The organism is Petrocella sp. FN5 (genome assembly GCF_029210395.1).
In the GTDB taxonomy this organism is placed as follows: Bacteria; Bacillota; Clostridia; order Lachnospirales; family Vallitaleaceae; genus Petrocella.
Window position 1 is genome coordinate 1 of the sequence record NZ_JARGDP010000019.1, and the last position, 20,306, is coordinate 20,306.

General features: G+C 35.7%; 20 protein-coding genes. 16 read left to right on the forward strand and 4 right to left on the reverse strand.

Translation table 11 applies throughout. From position 1 onward, the window contains the following. From P0N36_RS06765 to P0N36_RS06790, 6 genes are all read left to right on the forward strand, one after another. A partial coding sequence (locus P0N36_RS06765) for an ATP-binding protein (protein ID WP_330683981.1) occupies positions 1–880 on the forward strand: 880 nt, incomplete at its 5' end. Between the two features lie 30 nt (positions 881–910). Continuing rightward, the gene (locus P0N36_RS06770; protein WP_125137546.1) at positions 911–1,267 is read left to right on the forward strand and encodes a NifB/NifX family molybdenum-iron cluster-binding protein; all 357 of its coding nucleotides are present in this window, start codon (positions 911–913) and stop codon (positions 1,265–1,267) included. A 346-nt stretch (positions 1,268–1,613) separates the two neighbouring features. Continuing rightward, positions 1,614–2,156 (forward strand): flavodoxin domain-containing protein, encoded by a 543-nt coding sequence (locus tag P0N36_RS06775; RefSeq protein ID WP_275842088.1) that lies wholly within the window; start codon positions 1,614–1,616, stop codon positions 2,154–2,156. Positions 2,157–2,285: 129 nt separating this feature from the next. Beyond that, positions 2,286–2,480: a helix-turn-helix transcriptional regulator gene (locus tag P0N36_RS06780; protein ID WP_125137548.1), complete on the forward strand. Its 195-nt coding sequence runs from the start codon at positions 2,286–2,288 to the stop codon at positions 2,478–2,480. Between the two features lie 2 nt (positions 2,481–2,482). Continuing rightward, on the forward strand, positions 2,483–2,965 hold the full coding sequence (locus tag P0N36_RS06785; protein ID WP_275842089.1) for a DUF6773 family protein: 483 nt from the start codon (positions 2,483–2,485) through the stop codon (positions 2,963–2,965). Positions 2,966–3,364: 399 nt separating this feature from the next. Then, positions 3,365–4,207, forward strand: a complete 843-nt coding sequence (locus P0N36_RS06790) for an FMN-binding protein (protein ID WP_275842090.1) — start codon at positions 3,365–3,367, stop codon at positions 4,205–4,207. A gap of 118 nt (positions 4,208–4,325) precedes the next feature. Here the strand turns inward: P0N36_RS06790 and P0N36_RS06795 are convergent, their stop codons facing one another. Continuing rightward, a complete protein-coding gene (locus P0N36_RS06795; protein WP_275842091.1) occupies positions 4,326–4,979 on the reverse strand; it encodes a copper amine oxidase N-terminal domain-containing protein in 654 nt (217 codons plus the stop codon). A 201-nt stretch (positions 4,980–5,180) separates the two neighbouring features. On the opposite strand from P0N36_RS06795, the gene P0N36_RS06800 reads away from it, so the two are divergent. Next, positions 5,181–5,606 carry a VOC family protein gene (locus tag P0N36_RS06800; RefSeq protein WP_275842092.1) on the forward strand — a complete coding sequence of 142 codons (426 nt, stop codon included), beginning with the start codon at positions 5,181–5,183 and terminating at the stop codon, positions 5,604–5,606. Between the two features lie 196 nt (positions 5,607–5,802). Here P0N36_RS06800 and P0N36_RS06805 read toward each other — a convergent pair whose 3' ends face one another. Then, positions 5,803–6,213, reverse strand: a complete 411-nt coding sequence (locus tag P0N36_RS06805) for an arsenate reductase ArsC (protein WP_330683984.1) — start codon at positions 6,211–6,213, stop codon at positions 5,803–5,805. A 309-nt stretch (positions 6,214–6,522) separates the two neighbouring features. Between P0N36_RS06805 and P0N36_RS06810 the strand changes: the two genes are divergently transcribed. Beyond that, positions 6,523–6,945 (forward strand): hypothetical protein, encoded by a 423-nt coding sequence (locus P0N36_RS06810; protein ID WP_275842093.1) that lies wholly within the window; start codon positions 6,523–6,525, stop codon positions 6,943–6,945. Between the two features lie 26 nt (positions 6,946–6,971). Here the strand turns inward: P0N36_RS06810 and P0N36_RS06815 are convergent, their stop codons facing one another. Both P0N36_RS06815 and P0N36_RS06820 read right to left on the reverse strand, forming a co-directional pair. Then, on the reverse strand, positions 6,972–7,526 hold the full coding sequence (locus P0N36_RS06815) for an NADPH-dependent FMN reductase (RefSeq protein WP_275842094.1): 555 nt from the start codon (positions 7,524–7,526) through the stop codon (positions 6,972–6,974). A 75-nt stretch (positions 7,527–7,601) separates the two neighbouring features. After that, positions 7,602–8,045, reverse strand: a complete 444-nt coding sequence (locus tag P0N36_RS06820) for a MarR family transcriptional regulator (protein WP_275842095.1) — start codon at positions 8,043–8,045, stop codon at positions 7,602–7,604. 318 nt (positions 8,046–8,363) lie between these two features. Here P0N36_RS06820 and P0N36_RS06825 point away from each other — a divergent pair, with 318 nt between their 5' ends. The 8 genes from P0N36_RS06825 to P0N36_RS06860 all read left to right on the forward strand — a co-directional run bounded on the left by P0N36_RS06825 (position 8,364) and on the right by P0N36_RS06860 (position 20,061). Further along, the gene (locus P0N36_RS06825; protein ID WP_275842096.1) at positions 8,364–10,034 is read left to right on the forward strand and encodes an ATP-binding protein; all 1,671 of its coding nucleotides are present in this window, start codon (positions 8,364–8,366) and stop codon (positions 10,032–10,034) included. 36 nt (positions 10,035–10,070) lie between these two features. Continuing rightward, positions 10,071–11,264, forward strand: coding sequence for a chromate efflux transporter (gene chrA, locus P0N36_RS06830; RefSeq protein WP_275842097.1), 1,194 nt, complete (start codon positions 10,071–10,073; stop codon positions 11,262–11,264). An 81-nt stretch (positions 11,265–11,345) separates the two neighbouring features. Next, positions 11,346–13,157 (forward strand): glycerophosphoryl diester phosphodiesterase membrane domain-containing protein, encoded by a 1,812-nt coding sequence (locus tag P0N36_RS06835; RefSeq protein ID WP_275842098.1) that lies wholly within the window; start codon positions 11,346–11,348, stop codon positions 13,155–13,157. A 132-nt stretch (positions 13,158–13,289) separates the two neighbouring features. Then, positions 13,290–13,988 carry a response regulator transcription factor gene (locus P0N36_RS06840; protein WP_275842099.1) on the forward strand — a complete coding sequence of 233 codons (699 nt, stop codon included), beginning with the start codon at positions 13,290–13,292 and terminating at the stop codon, positions 13,986–13,988. Next, positions 13,960–15,990 (forward strand): sensor histidine kinase, encoded by a 2,031-nt coding sequence (locus P0N36_RS06845; protein ID WP_275842100.1) that lies wholly within the window; start codon positions 13,960–13,962, stop codon positions 15,988–15,990. Before P0N36_RS06840 ends, P0N36_RS06845 begins: the two co-directional genes overlap by 29 nt. Positions 15,991–16,141: 151 nt before the next feature. Further along, entirely contained in the window at positions 16,142–17,677 is a 1,536-nt protein-coding gene (cls, locus tag P0N36_RS06850; protein WP_275842101.1) for a cardiolipin synthase, read from the forward strand. Between the two features lie 225 nt (positions 17,678–17,902). After that, positions 17,903–18,790 (forward strand): class I SAM-dependent methyltransferase, encoded by an 888-nt coding sequence (locus tag P0N36_RS06855; RefSeq protein WP_275842102.1) that lies wholly within the window; start codon positions 17,903–17,905, stop codon positions 18,788–18,790. Then, the gene (locus P0N36_RS06860) at positions 18,787–20,061 is read left to right on the forward strand and encodes a radical SAM/SPASM domain-containing protein (RefSeq protein ID WP_275842103.1); all 1,275 of its coding nucleotides are present in this window, start codon (positions 18,787–18,789) and stop codon (positions 20,059–20,061) included. Before P0N36_RS06855 ends, P0N36_RS06860 begins: the two co-directional genes overlap by 4 nt. Positions 20,062–20,306 lie beyond the last annotated feature (245 nt).

The window sequence follows — 20,306 nt, forward strand, 5'->3', positions numbered from 1 at the left end:
GTGGATTATGAAAGAACTTCTCATTCTAAGCGGTAAAGGTGGTACAGGAAAAACCACCATAGCAAGTGCATTCATTAGACTTTCAGAGGCGAAAGCCTACGGGGATTGTGATGTCGATGCACCTAACCTTCACCTCATAACAGGACAAAGATATGATCCGCTTGTAACAGATTATTATGGCTTGCCCAAAGCAGAATTCGATCAAGACTTATGTATTGAGTGTGATCGTTGCAGGCAAAACTGTCGTTTCGATGCGATTTATGTTGAGGACGGTTACCATGTGGATGCTTTTGCTTGCGAAGGGTGTAGCGTTTGTGAGATGGTGTGTCCGGCGGCGGCTATAACCATGAAGCCGGCTGTGGCAGGTGCCTTAATGCTATACACCCAAGATGCCAGTGTATTTTCTACAGCACAACTAAAAATGGGTAGTGGCACTTCAGGTATGTTGGTTACAAAAGTAAAAAAACAAATGAAGTCAATCGACGTGGACACAGATCTAGCTATCATTGACGGTTCCCCAGGGATTGGTTGTCCAGTTATAGCTTCCCTTAGTGGGGTGGATATGGTGCTCATTGTAACTGAACCTTCTATATCCGGTATCAGTGATATGGAGCGCATCATAAAAACCGTTGGAAAATTTGGAATAAAAACAGCTGTATGTATCAATAAATATAATACGAACCTAGAAAATACAGAAAAAATACAAGACTTTTGCAAAAAAAAAGGTCTATCTTTTATTGGCAATATTCCCTACGATTCGGAAGCGGTAAAAGCGATTAATATGGGACAAACCATTGTGGATGTTGAATGTGATTCCGGTAGAGCTGTTAGGGTTATTTATCAAAAGACCAGGGCACTACTTTTTGAATCTGAAAGATAACTAAAAATAAGAATATAAAAGGAGAACAAAATGATTAAGATTGCGATTGCAAGTGAAAAAGACGTGGTAACGGAACATTTTGGACATTGTATTAATTTCAACATTTTTGATGTGGAGGGCAATCAGATTGTTAAGACGGAATCCATACCTAATCCTGGACATAAACCAGGTTTTCTTCCCAATTTTTTAAATGATCTGGGTGTCAATGTCATTATATCTGGCGGCATGGGTGGTGGTGCTGTGGATATTTTCAATGAAAAAGGTATTGAAGTTGTAGTCGGTGCAAGAGGCAGTGCCAGAGCGGTTGCAGAAGCCTATTTACAAGGCGCACTTAAGTCAACCGGCTCAATTTGTCACGAACATCAGCATCATGATGAATGTGTGTAATATTATAATCATAAACTAAGCCATTTGACAAAATGCACTTAAGAGCGGTTCATGCTTTTAGGTGTATTTTTTTCTAATCAAGATTTAAGTATTTACACCGTTCCCTTTAAAATTGGTGTGTTAATATTATAACCAAAGTTACGAATTGCAGTTTGTCTGATTATTAAGAAGAATAATGTTTAATTAAATACTTGGTTAAGGTGTCAAAACTATATAGTTGAACTTTCACATACAATATATAGTTACGAACGTATCAACGTAATCTATATATTGTATGTGAATTTAGTGAATCTTAGTTTTGACCCTTTAACCATGCTTGTATTTTAGAGCGGAAAGAGAGGGTTTTATGGGTACAATAATTATTTACAAATCAAGAACAGGTTACACAAAGAAATATGCAGATTGGATTGCTGAGGAACTGGGATTTCAATCCTATGATTACAAATCGGCAATGTCACTCGACTTGTCCCAATTTGATACGATTATATTTGGGGGTAGTCTACACGCTTCGGGAATACTGGGACTAAAGAACATCAAAAAGAAATTGGACTTTTCAAAAACCAAAAAGCTTCTGGTTTTTGCAGTTGGTGCGACACCCCCAGTAGCTGGTCTTGAAAAGATGTTAACAGAAAAAAATGTAGGAGAAGAAGAAAGGTCCATGGTTAAGATTTTTTTCATGAGAGGTGGCTTTAACTACGATCGGTTAAATCCAATAGATAAGATGCTTATGTCTATGATGAAAAGAGGTATTATGAAGAAGAAAGAAGGTGAACGTACCGCAGACGAAAAAGGTATGCTGGCTGCCTTTGATTACCCTTTGGACTTTACAAACAGAAAAAACATACTTCCAATTATTAATTATTATAGGCGTGATGACCAAGTTGGTTAATCTTAGGAACTTCTGGCTGTCCTCTTATGTATGAATACGATTTTTCGATTATTTTTGCCACTAAATGCAATATATACTTTACATTGTGAAACATATATAGTACAATATGTAATGTAAAGGAGGCTTGTTATGAAAAATAAACGCATGAAAATAGCTCGAATGGAATGGGATATGAAACAAGAAGATCTGGCAAAAAAAGTTGGTGTAACAAGACAAACAATTGGACTCATAGAAGCTGGTGACTATAACCCAACACTTAATCTTTGTATCGCAATTTGCAAAGCATTGGGTAAAACACTAAATGATTTATTTTGGGAGGAATAAAAATGAAAAAAACAAACATTCAAGACGAAAGGATTATATCCTTAAGAAGAAAAATACAAAGTGATGCATTTGGGGTCTTATTTGTGGGGCTACTGATCTCGATATTACTACAAAAAATTATGTTTAATGCACCATTTTCTCAGTATGCAGCAGAGTTCATCCTTCTCATGGTATCAGCAATTTATGTAGAGGGCAGAAACATTATCGTAGGTAGTGGTACTTATAGTGTTGATCTCAGCGGACAAACACTTGTTATGATACATAGTCTTGTATCCGGTTTGGCCATTGCTGCGATCTCAACGACATTTAATGTCATAAATCATGGCGTAGAACAAATGGGAGGCATTGGTGGCTTAGCAATAACGACATTGATAACCTTTGCTTTTGGGGCCTTGCTATCGTTTATTGTGTTCCAATTACTATATATGATTAATAAGAAAAAGCAAAAACAAATCGATGAGAAGTACTTAGATGCAGATGAATAAGGTCTTTAACCTAAAATCTAATCATTATTTAAGCATTCCCACATTTGCTTCTAAAGATGGCATGTTAATATTATATCAAAAGTGATGTTAATGATGAATCAAGAACTGAAAGTTGAGAATGGGATGTATTAAAACTAAGGTTTACGGTCAGTGGTATATATCAAGATATCACCTATGGTGGAAAAACCGCCAAGACAAACTTTGATTTCAAGGAGAATAATGTAGAAGCTTATAATGTATTTCTTGATCTTAGAGCGGGCGTTAATATATCTAAGTCGCACAAAAAGAATTTGATATGGATGATGACAGGGATAAAGCGTTAGCGATTTGGTTAGAAGAAATGGAATTTTGACCCTTTAACCATATATTTATAGAATGAGAATTGCAGGAGGATTAATAATGAAGCGTGTTATTAAATGGTTTTTTATATTGGTAGGTGTTCTTGTATTAATGTCAATAATATGGGCTACGAAAGATTTGTCAGCTATTAAAGCGGTTGAACTTGATGAATTTGATTTAGAAAATCTTGACGATGGAAACTATTATGGGAAATATGAGAACGGTCGATTTTCCAATGAACTTACGGTCGAAATTAAAGATAAAAAAATAAGAGACATAAAGGTCACAAAACCTGTACTAAGCAGCAATGAAGCACTTATACTAGAAATTAAGGATAAGATATTATCAGAACAATCGTTGGATGTAGACGCTGTTTCAGGCGCTACCTATACAACAAAAGCTTATCTTAAAGCCATTGAAAATGCACTGATGATTGAAAGGGAAAAAACAGTCAATGAGGAGATCGGAGAAATAGATAAAGAAGAAATAGACGAAATAAACGAAACAGACAAAGAAGAGACAGTATATGAACAAATAAGTGGGTATATGTGGGAGGAAAGCATAGAAGCTTTTTCACCTTATTATGAGCTATTAAATCATGAGATTACCGGCTATGAAGAAGAGAAAATAGGGGACCACCTTGAAGTATTATTCTTTTATAAGCTCATTCAAAAAAACTATGATCGAGACCCAGATACAGTAGGCTATATCAAAGAAGCCAAAGAACAAGGGAATGTTAATTATCAATTGATGTACGATGAGTATTTAGCGCCAAGAGAAATGAATTTTCAGCTTAAGATTGTAATAGATGAAAAAGATGTAATGACTTTATATGCAAATAACGCCCCTGTTGGAACCCAGTGGGAGCCAGTTAGTTTGACCGATTATATTCTTAGTAATTAGTTTTGACCCTATAACCATATATTTGGGTATAAAAACTACGTGCCTAAGCTTTCATATATGTGTATGAGAGCATCAAGAACACGTAGTTTCAACCTTTGAGCCATGTTATAAGATTGATTTAGTAAATGATATAACCAGGGGTTTGAGGGGGTAAACTTAAAGTGGAGAAATTTGGAGAGATGACTTTAACAGTATCATTTTCTTGAATGTCGACTTGGAAGATTGTGGTCTTTTCTGAAGTGTGAATGACAATACGATTGGCATAGTCTTTCTCTTCAAGATCTTGGACTATTGAAAAGCTTAAGTTGCCCTGATCATCAGAAGTGATCTCCTTTATGAAACCTTCATGAAAAGTAGGCTCTGATTGGGTCACTTTTAGGGTTTCATTTTCTATTTCAATGCCTAAACTTGTAATTTCAGATAGAAATTCTATTGGCACCCATGTATGTCCATCTAAAATAATAGGTGCACGACTTAGAGCCCAAGGTGCCATTTTTTGCCTAAAATAGGCATTTTCACCAATAGCGATGGAGGTCCATAAGGGACCTTTTGATAAATCCACACGTTTGCTAGCTTCATGCCAAATGAACTGATAACCAAAAGCCTCAAGGGTTTTTCTTAGGGGTATCATCGTGATGCCCTCAATAACTTGTATTTCGGTAGCAACCGATATTGGTGTTTCATTGTTAGGATGAGACTGGGCAAATGCACTTGTAATGGTTCCAAGACTCATGCATGTGATAAGTAATAAAAGTGTACTGATTTTTTTCATAAGATGCTCCTTTATATATTATTTATTTGGAAAGCGCTACTTTCCCTTTTAGGCCTAATACATAAATTATGACGATGAAAAAATAAATAGGTTCTCAAATTTTATGGATTGTATTGAAACTGTAACATAATCGTTCTATAATTAATAATGGTTAAATGCTCAAGCGCCATCTGTGATGATGGCAAGATAGGAGATGAAGATATGGCGATACAAGCGTATGTTAATTTTAATGGTAATTGCCGTGAAGCGGTAGAGTTTTATGCAAAAGTGTTCAAGACAAAAGAACCTGAAATTATGACCTATGATGAAATGCCGCCGGATCCGGATTTTATTGTATCTGAAGAAATGAAAAATTGGGTACTACATACGAGCTTAGAGATTAGCGGCAGTACAATTATGTTTTCTGATGTTTTTCCTGGTATGCCCCTTGTTGTTGGTAATAATATAAGTTTGACGATGATAACAGATGATGAGACAGAAATTCGAGATGCCTTTGATCAGTTAAAAGAAGAAGGACGTGTTGATATGGAACTGGGAGAGACTTTCTGGAGCAAATGTTTTGGTAGTGTAGAAGATAAATTCGGCATCATCTGGCAGTTTGATTTAGACAGTGGTGAAAGCTACTAATGTATGAACTCAATTAATAAAGCAGTCCATCATATTTCTTAAAAAGACATATCCAGAAAGTTAATATAAGATCAGCCACTAATTATAGTGGCTGATCTTATGTTTATTTGTTCTTCTCAAGGAAGTCTTTCCTGCCGGAACAATTTGCTTTGCAAAGCGAGGCATAGCCTCTTTGTTCTGAAGTTTAAGCCTTAAGTTACTTACTGGATTCAGATGGCTTAGTAGCATGGGTATCAAGTTCGGTTTGTACGTCCATTCTGGAAATATTCTTGTTCAATACAACGAGCAAGAGATCAATTCGGTTACTGATTTCTGCAAAGACTTTGTTAAAAACCTGTTGAATCTCAGACTCTGTACCAGTCATGGCTGCCGGGTCATTAAATCCGAAATGGGCATAGATGGGTTTATTTGGAAAAGTAGGACATTGCTCATGCATCTTGTCACATAGGCTAATGACAATATCGATATCCTCATTTAGAAATTGATTCAGATGTTTCGGGTGGAGATTTTCAGTGTCGATATCATGTCTCTTTAGGACTTCTATAGCATGTGGGTTGACAAAAAAATGAGATTCATGGTATATTTCAGTAACGTTAATTTTATATATTTAGATATATGGCTAAAGCATCAAAACTCTATAGTTGAACTTTCGCATACCATATATAATTAAGAATGTGTCAACGGAATCTAACATTCTATGTGAATTTAGTGAAACTTAGTTTTGATCCTTAAACCATATATAAATTAATAGTCCTTAAGAAAGGTTTTTTGACAGATGAAGAAAAATATTCAGAATCAATTATTTTTTGTAACAATCGTATTTTTTGTATTAGGGATCTTACATATTAGCTTAGCTTTATTTGGTCTAATATGTTTTACATTACCTTTTTACCAATACTTAAAATATAAGGATAGAATGTGGTGTAAATACTATTGTCCCAGAGCAGGCTTGTTTAAAGTCATCTTTGGAAAAATCGGTCTCAAGAAAAAAATTCCAAATTGGATTAAAAATGGAAAAGGAAAACAAATGGTTCTATACTATTTTGGAATAAATCTATTTTTTGCAGCCATGTCAACCATTATGGTTGGTCTTGGACGTATAGACCCTATCGATCATGTTCGCTTTTTAATCTTGTTTGAGATACCTTTTTCATTACCACAGCTATTAAGGTATGCGGCACCCAGTGCCATCATTCACCTGGGGTACAGGATCTATTCCATGATGTTAACATCGACCATAATCGGTAGTGTATTGGCTTACTTATACTTACCAAGAACATGGTGTATGATCTGTCCTATTCAGACATTAACGACAAAAGAGGCTCCTAAGTTATCCTAGGAACCTCTTTATATTTTTGAAATATATTAACGTATTGCCTTTAAAGCACCACTCCATGCTATCAATTGATCCAGCATAGCTTGAACACTTTCCTCATGTCGTGAATCGGGTTTAAAATCAGAGAAATTCTCAAAATCTGTAAACAGAGATAACATGACTTGGTCACGAACATCAGCAATCTGAAGTTCAGCCATAATTTGTCTTAAGTGCTCAACAGCTCTGGTGCCACTGGCTGAGCCATAGCTGACAAAGCCTGCAGCTTTATTGTTCCATTCAGCATAGATAAAGTCGATTGCATTCTTTAAGGCTGCTGAAATAGAATGGTTATACTCAGGTGTTACAAATATGAAGCCATCAAGTGAATTGATTTTCTCGGCCCATTTTTTAGTATGGTCCTTTGTATACTGGGCCATAGCCGGTGGATATGGCTCGTCCAGTAAAGGTAGGTCATAGTCGGCGATATCAACCAACTCAAAAGCCACATCTTCTCTTTTGACAGCAATGTCATTGACCCACTTGGCAACGGCACTTGCATTTCTTCCTGGTCTTGTACTTCCTATAATAATTCCTATTTTTAACATTTGTCTTCCTCCTTATTAAGTAAATCACTAAGCATAAACTACTAATTAGTGATATATGTTGAATGATAATGGCCATTAAAGGCCATTAAGTTTCTTAAGTAATTGAAGTAACTGTTGCTTTTCGTCCATGGTTAGACGATGAAAAAAATCTTTCAGATAATGAAGGTGTGTTAAAAAAGCTTCTTCAATAATTTGTGCGCCTTGCTCTGTCAAGGACACTTTATAAGAGCGTTTGTCCTCATCATCCGGACTTTTCTTAATCCAGCCTTCCTTTTCTAAGTTCCGAATAACCACAGTCATATTACCGCTTGTAGAAAGATTTTTATGGATCAATTCACAGATTTTTAGAGGACCAAGGTGGTACAAGGATTCTAAAACGCCAAACTGAGGAACAGTTAAACCATAAGTCTTCAAAAAAACTTGTAAAGTTCGAGTGAAGCTTAAGTACGTCCTTGATAAAGCCACAACTGATTTTAAATGTACATCATTTTCATCGCCATAAGAGAATGTATTTATCATATAGTCAATATATCACTAACTAGTAAGAGTTGTCAAGTCTTTATTTTTTTTATGAAAATTATTAATCCAAACAGGTAACTTTTAATACGACATATCGTCGGGGAATGAGGACAATATCCGACGTGGTGTCGAAAACCATATGTGAATGGGTTTGTATAATGATGGGATGATAAATGTTGAAAATGTTGGTGGTTGAGGATAGGGTTGTTATAGTGTATAATTTCTATAAGCAGATGATAATAACAGACAAAGAGGGTATCTTGAATGAGGGTTATTAGACCAATGAGAAGGCATATAATAAGAGAGATGTTCATAAATATGAAATTAGGTATAGGATTGCTTTTAGTGCTGTGCTTTTTTGCGCCTACTGGTTTGACCATTTATGGTGAAGCCATCTATTTCACCATAGATTCTTTAAATGAATATGAGACGATTATGTTAATCATCAATCCAGAAAATGGTGATATTCTAGCCAGCAGCAAAGGAGCCAAGATCTATTATGGGTACGAGAATATTGATGGCATGAATATCAAATCAATTAATACTTTGTCGGAGGAAGAAGTAGATGAGGAAATGGACCATGCATATTTGGAAAATCGGAATTTTTTCCATTTTCGTCATAGACTATCAAATGGAGAGATTAGAGACGTACATGTTAATTCTTATGCAATGATGCTAGAGGGTGAAAATGTACTGGTTTCAAGAATAAGAGATGTGACAGAAGAGATTCATAATGAAGAAGTCAAGCAATTATACTATAAATCAGCTATTTTCATGTTTTTCATTTTTGTAGTTATTCTTTCAATATTGATCTACAAGCTTGATAAAGCCAAAAAAAGAGCTGATGAGGCAAATTCAGCAAAAAGCAAGTTTCTTGCGAACATGTCCCACGAAATCAGAACGCCTATTAATGGAATGTTAGGATTTTTACAACTCTTACAAGCCTATCCTATGAGTGAAGAACAAAAGGAACTAATCGATGGTGCGAAGGTGTCCTCCAATATGCTTCTTCATGTTGTCAACGATATACTTGATTTTTCAAAAATAGAGGCTGGAAAATTGCAGTTAGAGTATATACCTTTTAGTCTTGAAAAAATGGTTAAAGAATCTGTTTCCATTTTCAAACCAAACGCTGTTGAAAAGGGGATTGAACTCTTGATCTATATCCAAAGTGGCTTACCATCTCATGTTATTGGAGATCCTATGCGTCTTAGACAGATTTTGTATAACTTATTAAGCAATGCCATAAAATTCACCCATAAAGGTCAAGTTGAACTTCGAATAGAAGGTGTTATGGATGAGGATGAGCAGATACATTTAACTTTTGAAGTTGAGGATACTGGTATTGGTATTGCGCCAGATAGTTTGGACCTACTTTTTGAGTCTTTTAGTCAAAGTGATGTGTCGACAACAAGAAAATATGGTGGTACAGGGCTGGGTTTGACGATTTCAAGAGAGTTGGTCACCATGATGGGTGGAGAAATTCGGGTAGATAGTCAATATGGAAAAGGCACGGTATTTACCTTCAACATAATCCTTCAATCAATAAAAGAAGAGGGAGACCAAGACTGTAAAAAGGATATGGACGATACTTTGGAATTAAGTGAAGTCATGATTTCTCCTACGAAACAACCGAGGATTCTCGTTGTTGAAGACAATAAAATCAATCAGAAGTTAATTGTGAAGATGTTGGCATCTAAGAGCCTCGTATGTGATTTGGTTTGTCATGGTAAGGAGGCGGTGGAAGCCATCATTCACAAAACCTATGATATCATTTTTATGGATTGTCAAATGCCTGTAATGGATGGGTATGAAGCTACAAAAAGAATCAGACAAATAGAAGATGGAAAACGACGTGCAAAAATCATTGCCATGACAGCCAATACGATGGAAAGCGATCAAAAGAAATGTATAGAAGCCGGTATGGATGACTATATCAGTAAGCCTATTGATTTCTATAGAATGATAAAAATTATTTATGGAAAATAGTTGGTTAAGTTATTTGACAGAGAAAGGATAAGGCATATGAAAAACCCTCAAGAAAGAGAACCGATTCGTCGAAAAGAGTTTTTGAAAGATGTGCTTGTTTGTTCCTTAGGTGCATATGGCGGACCTGAAGCCCATATGGGTGTTTTTATCGACCAGATGGTGGTGAAAAAGCATTATCTGAGTGAAGAAGAATTAATAGAGCTTATTGCCTTATGTAGCATTTTACCGGGGCCAACCAGTACACAGACCATTGTATCAATAGGCTATAAAACCGGTGGCCCTTTCTTAGCACTATTAACCATGTTGGTCTGGGCACTTCCAGTACTGATCCTCATGACACTTCTTTCGTTTTTATATCAGTTTTTTGAACAAATGAATTGGGATAAGGACAGTCTTCGTTACATCGGCCCGATGGCAGTTGGTTTTATCGTGATGGCGGCTTACCGTATCAATAAAAAAGTGGTGACAGATAAAATGACTTTTGTCATATTTTTGTTTGGTGCTATTGTAACCTATTTGATAAGGGCACCTTGGATTTTTCCACTTGTACTTATTATAGGTGGTATTATAAGTGTAATAGTTAGTAAAGAAAAAGAACTATGGCAACGTGTAAAACTAAACCCTCCATGGGTTTACTTGGTTATATTTTCTTCGATTGCCCTAATCAGCATTGTTTTGACGTTAACTTGGGACAATCTACTTGTGCACCTTTTTGAAAGCTTTTACCGTTATGGCTATTTGGTTTTTGGCGGTGGGCAGGTTGTGGTACCTGTTATGCATAGTGAGCTTGTACAAGTCAATCAGTATATGACCAATCAGGAATTCTTGACTGGGTATGGATTGGTTCAAGGCTTGCCGGGACCAATGTTTAGTTTTAGCGCTTATGCAGGAGGGATGGCGGCTAGAGTGGGTGGCCCCATGATTCAGATTCTCGGTGCCATAGCCAGTGGTATAGGTATATTTCTGCCAGGATTGTTGTTGATTTATTTTGTCTATCCGGTGTGGGAAAATCTAAAGAAAATCAAAGGTGTTAAAGTTTCTATAAAGGGTATTAATGCTGTGGCAGGTGGCATGATTGGCGTGGCTGCAATCGTCTTAATGCAACAAAGTGGTTTTAGTTTGGAAAACATTATCGTTACGTTTCTGACGGTCTTGTTGCTACTGACCAAGAAAGTACCAGCACCGCTTATGGTATTAACGTTTATAATTGCAGGTTTTCTTATCGGTTAGTTTAATATTATAGCAGAGCATCATTTTGTAGTTAGGTTATAGGATTAAAACCAAGTTTCACTACATTGGAAGGTGACATAAATGTTCTTGATGATCATCAATAGTTTAATGGATTTCCGTCGTTCATGGAGGAAATATATCGCTCTTGGATTGGGCTATCTATTGATAACGAGCTACTTGTTTGTACCGGGGTTGGCATATTTGTTTAACCGTCTATTGATTGTGTCAAAAACAGGGGTACTTCTTAATAGAGATATCTTCAAGATATTCCTAAACTATAAAAATGCATTGGGAATATTTTCATTAATGATTCTGGCGGTTGTATTCATATTAATTGAACTAGGTACATTAACGGTCATAGCTCATAAAAAATATTATAGTAAACCGATTCTAATTACGGAGGCGATGGCGACTACATTTCATGTGCTACCTCGCATTTTAGGCTATGGTTTCCTTTTGCTTACACTTCAGTTTCTGGTGGTCATACCGCTTGTCAATCTTCCGGTTAAGCCCTTAATTTTCAACCAGATTAAGGTACCAACATATTTCATCGAAAACATTATGGTATACAATTTAATAAAAGTTGTTTATGGGGGTGTCGTCTTCCTTTTAGCTTATTTTTTGCTGAGATGTATTTTTGTCTTCCATGAGATTCTATTGACGGGAAAAAGCACATGGCAGGCAATCCGGTCCAGCTTAAAACTAACAAAAAAACTACAAAAGGCTATAATATTTAAAATACTGATGTTGAACTTAATACTTTTTGGTTTGTTGACAGGCATTTTAGCCATTATTTCTTTTCTATTGACAGGACTTAATACAGACGCTAACTATCAAATAAACCAGATTTTAACGACTTTATCAGGTTTTTTATTATGGATTTACACACTTTTGATTTTTCCTGTTAATATTTTGTTTTTAACCAGACTTTATTATGAAGTAAAAAGAAAAGATGGTGCCATTTACAAAGATTTTTTGAGACCCATCAGGTGGCCACTAATGTCTAGGGCAGAGTGTTATTTGAGAGATCAACTAAAGCCACGTCGATATTTGTCGGCTTTTTTAGTAATATTAAGCCTCATAGTATCATTTTATATGGGTCATACCCTAAATCAAGATTTATTATATAAAGGCAGAGATATTGCGGTGGCGGCTCACAGAGGAAAAATCGGAAATTCACCAGAGAATTCTTTGTCAGCAATAGCATTGGCATTAGATTTGGGAGTGGATGTAATAGAGTTGGATGTTCAATTAACAAAGGATTACGTTGTTGTTTTACATCACGACTTGAATCTTAGGAAAATGGCAGGAATATCCAAACGCGTTTCTGAAATGACCTACAGCGAGTTGTTAGAACTTGATATTGGTAGTGGCATCTCTATAGATTATATGAATGAAAGAATACCACGACTAGAAGATGTAATAACATTTATTGATGGTCGTGCTTTGATATTAATAGATATTAAAGCTTATGGGTATGAAGCGGAAATGGCAAAACTTATTGTTGAAATCTTGGAAGAGAAAAATGCAGTTGAAGCCAGCTACATTCAATCTTTCAATTACAAAGTGCTAAGTGAGATTAGGCTATTGAACTCGGATATTAGAATCGGTCAGATTATGTATTATGCAATTGGTAATCTTGATTTACTTGATGTTGATTTTTATACAGTTCAAAAGGATATGTTAAGTCAAGAATTTGCAAAAAAAGCACGTCAGATGGATCGTGGTATATGGGTATGGACGCTAAACCGTGAAGCAGAGATTAAAAAGGCACTTCAGTTTGATATTGATGGTATTATTACTGCTAATGCGGAACTTGTCCAAGAAATACTTGGGTCAAATGTACCCTTAGAAGAAGTTGTATCAATTCATGACGATGAGACGAATAAATAAAAAAAGTATAAGAATATAGGATAGGACTATAAAATTTTGATTTAAGAATATCGTAAGAAAAATAGCAAGTTCTTTGACTATTTTGTAGTATAGACTATGAATGAGTCAACAGGAAAGAAGAGGTAAGTGTGTGTGGAGAAGATAAAGATACTTGTTTGTGATGATGATAAGGAGATTGTGGATGCGATTGCAATCTACTTAGACCAGGAAGGATTTGACATTATAAAGGCTTATGATGGCTATGAAGCGCTAAAAGCGATGCAAGAACATGAGATTCAGTTAATAGTTATGGATATCATGATGCCGAAGATGGATGGTCTTAAGGCAACACTTAAAATTCGTGAGACGGTGAATTGTCCTATAATTCTATTATCAGCAAAGTCAGAGGACACGGACAAAATCATCGGACTCAATTTTGGCGCGGATGATTATATGACGAAGCCCTTCAACCCTTTGGAGTTGATAGCAAGGGTGAAGTCACAACTGAGAAGATACAACCATCTTGGAAGCGTTCCCCGCCATCAAAACATCTTGAAAACGGGAGGACTAGAGCTTGATATGGAATGCAAAGTACTCCTCGTGGATGGCGAGCAAGTGAATCTAACACCTACAGAACTTGGGATTCTACAACTGTTGATGCGTCACATGGGTCGTGTCTATTCTATAACGGAAATCTATGAGCAGGTATGGGAAGAAGCAGCATTTGCTGCCGAAAATACTGTAGCTGTTCATATACGCCGTATACGGGAAAAAATCGAGATTGACCCTAAAAATCCAAAATACGTAAAGGTGGTATGGGGCATTGGCTATAAAGTTGAAAAAATTACTTAGACATGTGTTAACAAAAGCAGTTGTTTTATTGGTGATGGTAGGCGCAGTTTTCTTGGCAACCTGGGGTTTTTATCATATTGCGATTATGCAGGATGCATACCAAAGTGAACATTTTTATGAAACACAAGAATTTGAAAACAATTTAACACGATTGGCACATAACATCGTTGAAAAAGAACTGATTTTAACAGATGAAGCCAGTATTCTTGCTCTTGAAATATCTGAGGAAGAAAAGAGTGAAAAAGTAAGACGTTTAAGAAGAATTGAACAAAACTTAAAACAGGCATCAGATTTGGATTACATGCTGGTATCAAAAACAACTCAGCGGGTCATCAGCAATGTACCAAAAACGGAACAAGGATCAATCCTAAGTCGTGCAGTATATGTGAAATGGGATTATGCATCGATTGAATCAAGTTTCAACCAAAGTTTTGGACAAAATTATTACTCATATAGCACAAATGAGGATATTCAGAGGCTACTAGGATTAAGCCAACATGAGTTGGTTGTGGCATTAAAACCGGAGCTAGATCCATTATCAACCTATTTCGGTGCGCCTTATAAAGCTTTTACAGATTTTAAAAGACACCAAAATGAATATTCCCTTGGGTTAATTATCGGTCTACTTATTATTTTATCCGGAACGATATATTTTACCATTTTTGTAGGCGATGAAGATGGACGTAAGAGACCTTATGACCATGTTCCTTTTGAAATTCAAGTTATATTAGCAGGTGTTTCAATCATACCGGTCTATGTCATTGGTGAGAGCATGCATGCTTTGAATCAGTTCATGGATCTAATACCCATCCTTGTAGCACTGGAGATTAGTTTGTTATTTTGGTTTTTCTGTTACTTATCAACGGTAAGAAGGATAAAAAGAGGTGGCTTTTTTAAAGAACTATTAATCAGTCAGTTACTGATGAAGCTCATTGGCGCCATGACCTTTGATAAAAGCAAGGGAAGACTGAAACCGTGGTTATTATTACTAATCGTGGCCTATGGCGGCATGAATATGTTTTTTCTTCTTCTTTTTCTCCTAGGGTTGAATAGAGGTATAACCATTTTATTAGCTCTACCTTTTTTTATTGCATTTAACGTCATCGTACTCATAGTTGTGAATGAGAGAATTCGCACACTTAATCTTATGATGCATGCAACTAAGGCGCGGGTGCATGGACAGATTAATTATCCGCTTGAAACGAAGAAGCTGACGAGAGAATTTCGTCAATGGGGAGAAGAACTTAATCAACAACAGATAGGTATGGAAAAAGCCCTTGAGGAAGCAATGAAGGGTGAGAGGATGAAAACAGAGTTAATTACGAATGTGACCCATGATTTAAAGAATCCTTTAACATCCATCATTAATTATGTGGATTTATTAAAAAATGAAGCTATAAATGAGGAAGAAAGAAAGAATTACTTACAAATTCTAGAAGATAAATCTTTGCGATTAAAGAGTTTGATAGAGCAGTTGGTGGAAGCTTCGAAAGCTTCAAGTGGTAATGTTGAGGTAGCTCTTGAAACACTTGACCCCTATGTTCTGCTACAGCAGGTGATTGGAGAGTATGAAGAGGCCTTTGGAGAGAAGAACTTAATTATGATGATGAACGAGCCGGTTCCGCCATTTTCAATTAAGGGTGATGGACGCTTGATACATCGTATTATGGACAATCTAATGGCTAATGTCGCCAAATATGCCCTCGATGACACTCGAGTCTATATTAGCTTTATAAAAGAAGAAAATCTATCACAGTTGGCTATTGAAATTAAGAATATTTCAAAAGAAGCACTTAACATGGCACCGGAGTTATTAACAGAGCGTTTTGTAAGAGGAGATAAATCAAGGCACACAGAAGGGAATGGTTTAGGCTTATCCATTGCAAGAAGCTTGTCAGAAGCTATGGGTGCCAGCCTAGATATTGGAATTGATGGTGATTTATTTAAAGCAAGACTGACGTTTCCACTTGTTATCTTGAATGCGCCCCTTGAGCAAGAGTAAGTTCCAAAACAGTACCTATAAAGTAGATGCTCAAAAAAGAGTACTTATTTTATAGGTACTTTCCTATTATATTCATGAAGGTTATAATAGGACTATTAGATGAAATAATATTTTCATAAAACTAGGGAATTCAATATTGAAGGGGTCTCATATGAAGAAATTCTTTGAACTACTGACACATCGCATTGTTACTTTCGTGATGGCTATGCTGCTACAACTTGTTGTATTAATTATGATTGTCTCACGATTTAATAATTATTCGTCAATCTTTTATGGAGGGATGTTACTATTTAGCTTCATCATCGTTTTATGGCTGATTAATTCAAAAAGTAATCCCGCGTATAAAATGGCTTGGATTATCCCAATAATTGCCCTCCCGGTTTTTGGAGCTGTATTCTATTGGTTATTTGGTAACAATGGGCTCAGCAAAAAAGATCGTAGTAAGCTTGCCATTATTGCCGATAGTAGCCAAGCAAATATGCCATTGAATACAGAAATAATGAACAACTTAAGAGAGAATGATCCAAAAGCCTATAGTCAGGCGCATTATATTAAAGATTATGCTTTTGCACCCCCTTATTCTCAAACACATTCTCATTATTTTCCATCAGGTGAAGAGATGTATGAAGTGTTACTAGATGACCTTAGATCTGCTAAGAAGTATATTTTTCTGGAATTCTTTATTATAGCTACCGGTAAAATGTGGCAAGGCATTCTTGATATACTTATTGAAAAGGTTAATGAAGGTGTGGATGTACGGGTCTGTTATGATGACTTTGGTTGTATAATGACACTACCATCGAACTATGATACATATTTGAATGCTATAGGTATAGAGACAGCTGTGTTCAACCCATTAAAGCTTAAAATGAGCTCTAAATACAATAACAGGAACCATAGAAAGATTGTAATTATCGACGGCATAATCGGATATACTGGCGGGTGCAATATTGCAGATGAATATATTAATGTAATAGAAAAGCGGGGTCATTGGAAAGATGCGGCTATAAGATTACAAGGTGATGCCGTCTGGAGTCTTACAGTTATGTTTTTGACGATGTGGGACTATATACATCATAGGACATCAGATTATAATCATTTCAACGTTATTGCTCTTAGAGACCAAATTCTTCCGGAAACGGGACTTGTTCAACCCTTTTCTGATAATCCTCTGGATTTAGAGCCAGTAGGAAACCATATATATCTGAACCTTATTAATAGAGCTGAAAAGTATATATATATTAAGACACCTTACCTCATTATCGATCATGGTTTATACACTGCCTTATCCTTATCAGCAAAATCTGGTGTTGAGGTTATCATAATTACACCTGGTCATGGGGACAAGTGGTATGTTCACGAAACCACGCGTTCTTATTATAAAATGCTTGTCCAAGAGGGCATCCAAATCTATGAGTACACACCGGGCTTTATTCATGAAAAATCAATCGTTGTGGATGATGAGTATGCGGTAATTGGTACAGTGAATCTAGATTATCGAAGCATGTTCCTGCATTTTGAATGTGGTGTGTGGTTATGGAGAACACCTACCATTAATGAAATGAAGAAAGACTTTGTGACAACGATAACCCACTGTCAAAGAGTAAGCTTGGATTGCATGAAAAAAGTACCCTTGTTAAAGACCGCTTTACGAGCATTTCTGAGAATTTTCTCACCGCTTATGTAATACTTTAAGATAACAAGAAAATAATTATACAAAAAAAGGCCATTCAAAACTTACAATTTGAGGTTGAAAAGGGTGAAATCTTTGGTTTTCACGCTTTAACCCTATTTTAATATATAAATAAGGATTCTCAAATATCATAGGTGTAGTATAGGAGAAAGTGTAAAGCAATTCAACAGCAATCAAGTTAATGACTTAACTTTAGCATTATATTCTTCAGGAGAAAAAATGATTAATAAATGTAAGTTCTATATAAACATGATTCATAAAATAATTAAAAAAGAGGTCGTGGATGTTGTTGATTATAAAACATCCTATAATGATGTTGCAGGTACCTATGCGTGCTGGATTGAAAAAATGGGTAGATTTACAGATTATATTATAAAGCCTCAGTATGTATGTGAAAAAACAACCAACAAAAACGAACCAATAAAAGTTTTGGATTTTGCTTGTGGTACGGGCTACATCAGCAGAAAATTAATATTATCATCTATACCATGTGAGATTACAGCGGTGGATCTATCCGACAAAATGTTGGAAGCATGCAAGGATTTATCCCTACAAGGGGTAAAACTTATTCATATGGATGGGATGACCTTTTTAGAAAATACCACAGACCAATTTGATTTGATTTTATGTGGATGGGCATTGCCCTATTTCTCACATGAAAAATTATTAAAAAACTTTAGGAGGGTGTTAAAAAAAGACGGGGTCATCGGTGTTATAGCCAATAGTAAAGGGACACTGGATAAAATGGATAAAATATTTTTGAAGATAATGGAAAAAAACCCTCAAGAGGTACACAAACCAATGAATATTGCTTTTAATTTACCCAACGGAGAAAAGGGATTAAAACGATGGTTTGACCAACAAGGGTTCTATCCATTAGAACTACATGAAGGTGAGAGCGTTTTTCCCTTTGATACTGGGGAAGCGTTATTAGACTGGCTCAATCAAACCGGCGTTACGGCTGGAACGAAAATGATTTTTAAGGATTATGATAAAGTGAAAGAACAATTAATCGAAGAAATAGAAAAGCTAAAATATGACAATGGAAAGTATATTATTAATCATAAATTTGTTTATGGGATATTTAACTCAAGGGGGACAACATGAACATAACTAAAATGAATACTCTAATAAAAATGAGTCTGGATAAAGAAGTAATCAAGCATCTATTGAAAATACATAAAATTCTCAAAGGAGACAAAAAATTCAACCTTGTTAAATATATTAAGTTACTATACAACATGCAAAAAGGTGAAAAGATCATTAAGTTTAATCGTCAATATATCATCAGTACATTTTTACCCCCTTTTCCATCGGAAGCATTTTATACGAATTTAATGGCAGTAGTAGAAAAGAAGAACATTTTTACCCAACAAGCTTATGCAAAAAGGTCCGGTCCTATCTCTTGTTATCTATCCTTAACGCATAAATGTCCCAATAATTGTGTATATTGCAGTGCAAAAAATAGAGAAGATGAAGCAGAGTTAACAACTCAGGAATGGAAGACAATCATTAAGGATCTACAAGCAATGAAAACCTGTATCATTGGCTTGACAGGGGGAGAACCCTTGATTAGACAAGATATTTTGGAAATTGTGCAGGCCATTGATCAGAGAAGTACAGCCATACTCTTTACCAGCGGTTATAACTTGACTTATAAAAAAGCAAAAGCATTAAAAGAAAGCGGTCTGTTTGGTATTGGAATTAGCTTAGATTCTCACGATAAAGAGATTCATAATAGAAATAGAAAAGATAAAAATGCATTTGATTTTGCCCTGAAAGCCATAAAAAACGCAAATAGAGCAGGTCTATATACATTTGCTCAAACAGTCATACTAAAGGATCATATTAATGAGGAAGCGATGTTTAAATTATTTGCCTTAGCAAAAAAACATGGGGCTCATGAAGTTAAAGTATTGGAGCCTATTTTAAGCGGTAGTCTTTTAGATGAAAAAAATTTAGATGAAATATTATATGATGAAGACTCTAGGGCAAAATCAATCAAGATCCAGCATAAAGCGAATAAAAGAAAAGACTTACCTAAAATAACATCTTTTGCTTACACGGAAAGTGAAGCAAAATTTGGTTGTGGCGCCGGAACACAGCATTCATATATTAGCGCAGTGGGAGATTTGTACCCTTGTGATTTTGTACCCATGAGTTTTGGAAAGGTTCAAGACAAAGGGGTAAAAAGAGCATGGAAAGAAATGAACAATACCATAGGAATACCTAAGATCGGATGTTTTGCTCAGAAAATAAACAAGCAGGTATATAAGCAATCACAAGGAAAGTTGCCGTTGCAAGTAAAGGACGCTAAGGAGATTTGCTTAAAGCATAAATCCAAGTGTTTTCCAAAATATTACCGGTCTTTACAATGATGATTTAAGCCAGATTTGACGTTATCATTAATATTTGTTATACTAGTCATAGTTATGAAATGAAGTAAAGACGTGAGTATTGAATGCATGAGCTTTTTTACGTATATGTGCATCTATCGTATGTGGATTGAAGTAAATGTGTTGCTAAGTGAAAGCGTGCTTGAAAAATTATAATTAGAACTGGGACTTGGTTAGGATCAAAAGGTCATGACCTATACTATATATAATGGTATAAAACGAGCGCA

Excerpts from the sequence above, each read along its gene's own strand:
- P0N36_RS06770 (WP_125137546.1), top strand. The coding sequence starts at position 911 with ATGATTAAGATTGCGATTGCAAGTGAAAAAGACGTGGTAACGGAACAT.
- P0N36_RS06775 (WP_275842088.1), top strand. The coding sequence starts at position 1,614 with ATGGGTACAATAATTATTTACAAATCAAGAACAGGTTACACAAAGAAA.
- P0N36_RS06780 (WP_125137548.1), top strand. The coding sequence starts at position 2,286 with ATGAAAAATAAACGCATGAAAATAGCTCGAATGGAATGGGATATGAAA.
- P0N36_RS06785 (WP_275842089.1), top strand. The coding sequence starts at position 2,483 with ATGAAAAAAACAAACATTCAAGACGAAAGGATTATATCCTTAAGAAGA.
- P0N36_RS06790 (WP_275842090.1), top strand. The coding sequence starts at position 3,365 with ATGAAGCGTGTTATTAAATGGTTTTTTATATTGGTAGGTGTTCTTGTA.
- P0N36_RS06795 (WP_275842091.1), bottom strand. The coding sequence starts at position 4,979 with ATGAAAAAAATCAGTACACTTTTATTACTTATCACATGCATGAGTCTT.
- P0N36_RS06800 (WP_275842092.1), top strand. The coding sequence starts at position 5,181 with ATGGCGATACAAGCGTATGTTAATTTTAATGGTAATTGCCGTGAAGCG.
- P0N36_RS06810 (WP_275842093.1), top strand. The coding sequence starts at position 6,523 with ATGTGGTGTAAATACTATTGTCCCAGAGCAGGCTTGTTTAAAGTCATC.
- P0N36_RS06815 (WP_275842094.1), bottom strand. The coding sequence starts at position 7,526 with ATGTTAAAAATAGGAATTATTATAGGAAGTACAAGACCAGGAAGAAAT.
- P0N36_RS06820 (WP_275842095.1), bottom strand. The coding sequence starts at position 8,045 with ATGATAAATACATTCTCTTATGGCGATGAAAATGATGTACATTTAAAA.
- P0N36_RS06825 (WP_275842096.1), top strand. The coding sequence starts at position 8,364 with ATGAAATTAGGTATAGGATTGCTTTTAGTGCTGTGCTTTTTTGCGCCT.
- chrA (WP_275842097.1), top strand. The coding sequence starts at position 10,071 with ATGAAAAACCCTCAAGAAAGAGAACCGATTCGTCGAAAAGAGTTTTTG.
- P0N36_RS06835 (WP_275842098.1), top strand. The coding sequence starts at position 11,346 with ATGTTCTTGATGATCATCAATAGTTTAATGGATTTCCGTCGTTCATGG.
- cls (WP_275842101.1), top strand. The coding sequence starts at position 16,142 with ATGAAGAAATTCTTTGAACTACTGACACATCGCATTGTTACTTTCGTG.
- P0N36_RS06855 (WP_275842102.1), top strand. The coding sequence starts at position 17,903 with ATGATTAATAAATGTAAGTTCTATATAAACATGATTCATAAAATAATT.
- P0N36_RS06860 (WP_275842103.1), top strand. The coding sequence starts at position 18,787 with ATGAACATAACTAAAATGAATACTCTAATAAAAATGAGTCTGGATAAA.